Origin of the sequence: Massilia sp. DWR3-1-1, from assembly GCF_049898325.1 — a bacterium.
In the GTDB taxonomy this organism is placed as follows: Bacteria; Pseudomonadota; Gammaproteobacteria; order Burkholderiales; family Burkholderiaceae_D; genus JAFCUW01.
The window spans coordinates 1-1,769 of record NZ_JAFCXL010000067.1 but is presented as its reverse complement, the minus strand read 5'-3'; the positions used below and the strand labels follow the sequence as shown (position 1 = coordinate 1,769).

2 protein-coding genes are annotated in these 1,769 nt (G+C 58.8%); both read right to left on the bottom strand.

What is annotated here, in order from left to right:
- Window positions 1-186: 186 nt before the first annotated feature.
- Window positions 187-1,041, bottom strand: a complete 855-nt coding sequence (locus tag ACP7EY_RS23930) for a DUF6671 family protein (RefSeq protein WP_426197752.1) — start codon at window positions 1,039-1,041, stop codon at window positions 187-189.
- On the bottom strand, window positions 1,038-1,769 hold a 732-nt coding region (locus ACP7EY_RS23925), incomplete at its 5' end, for a putative inorganic carbon transporter subunit DabA (protein WP_426197751.1). The genes ACP7EY_RS23930 and ACP7EY_RS23925, both read right to left, overlap by 4 nt.

Sequence of the window (1,769 nt, the reverse complement as noted above, 5' to 3'; positions counted from 1 at the left end):
CTTAACAAGATGTGTCAGGAAAGACTCTATGACCGTTAAAGGCATATGTCAAGTAATTGCGAGATCAACCCTATCCTGACGGCCTGCGTTGTGGTCGTCTGACATCAGGTTAGGGTATAGCTCAACCAGACACCTTGGCACGCAGCGCTACATTAACTTCTCGCTCAAAAATAGTTTTCCAGCGAGTTACGGATTGCAGTAAGCACAATGCACAGGGTCAGCTGCTGACCGATCTGCCCGCTCAGCGATGCGCCGATGCTCACAGCGCAGGCACGTCCACACTTCGCTGCGATAACTATGGGTTGGCAACCGACACGATGCGCAGGGCAGTCCCGGTTGCCATTCGCTGATCCAGAAGCCAGGGGCACGGCATGCGGGGCAGGTCGATTGCAGGCGCTGCAGCAGATCGTTGGCAGCCTGTTCGATGTATTTCATGCGGCTGGGATTGGCGAAGGCGCGCAAATCCAATTCAACAAACACATTGCCGCAACGTGATTGCGCGAGGCTAACGTCGAAGCACGTTTTCAACCGCGTCCAATCAGCAATGTCCTTGCAGATGCGCGTATCGCTTTGCCCATCGGGGCGCAACACCAATTGGTGCTCTGGGAAGCCGACGCGTTTGGCAAAGTCAGCAACTGCCTGCCAGTCGCCGCTCTGGATATGATCGTTAGGGGCGGCACCCTGGGCCATGCCGACAACTTCGATGCCCATGTGGTCATCGATCCAGACCAAGAGCTCCACATTCCAAGGAAACATGCCCGTATGGGGGTCAGGACCGAAGCTGCCTTCACTAGCGATTCCCTGCGAAGCACGCGCAAGCTCCATCCCTTTTCTTGCCTTACGTCTGGCCGCCTCCAGTTGTGTACCGTACCGTGGCGTCTCCCTTGTGAAGGTGCCAAACTGGTCAGTATCGAATCCAGTAACAAGTTCGATGGAGCAACCCAGGACGGGCTCAAGCACAGGTGCGATCACACGTTCCTTTCCATGCTGGGTCAACAGGGCCACCCGACTTCCTTTGTAATAGGACGGCTTCGCCATCATTCGACATCCAGACACAATGGAGACCATGTTCCGTGTTCGTAACGCTCGAAGCCAGCAAGCGCGAAGCGCCAGAGGTGGAGCCAGCCGTTGTCGAGCAGTTGCCGGACGACTGCATGCTTGCCGATCACCACTTCAATGGCCGCCTGCGGCGCATCGATGACCACGGTCAGCCGCAAGGGCTCGTGCACCCAGCGCTGGCCGTCATGTAGCGACTGGCGGGACAGCCCGATCCGCAGATCGCCGCCGTTGCCCTCGAAGACGCCGAGGTTGCCACCCACCACGTTGTGCAGCACCTTATTGCCGCTGCCTAGCCGCAGCGGATCGCAGGTAGATGCATGGTATTGCCAGTTGATCCAATGCGTGACCAGCATGGGCGCGGTCATCAGCAGTTCCAGTACGCTTCCATCACTATCTTGGCTGGCGTCATAGTCATGCAGGAAACTGCGCCCGCCTAGCACAACGCCACGGCTTCTGTGCCGGGGAGCGATCAGAAAAGCCGCATTGCCCGCGAGCCCCCATTCTGGTCGCGTCTGCGCGCCGTCGTTGGCACGGCGGCGCAGCTGACCTAACAGCGCATCATGCGGTGCGCGCGGGTCCAGTTGCAGGCCCGGTGCGCGCTCGCGGCGTACCTGATCGCAGGCGTGGGAAAACACCACTTGCAGGCGCTCCCAGCGAGTGCGGGAATCTTCGGGCAGCAGATCAAGGTCAAAGCCCTCGATTTCATCGGT

Bases quoted from the DNA above. Each gene is read 5' to 3' on its own strand.
- ACP7EY_RS23930 (WP_426197752.1), bottom strand. From the start codon at position 1,041: ATGATGGCGAAGCCGTCCTATTACAAAGGAAGTCGGGTGGCCCTGTTG.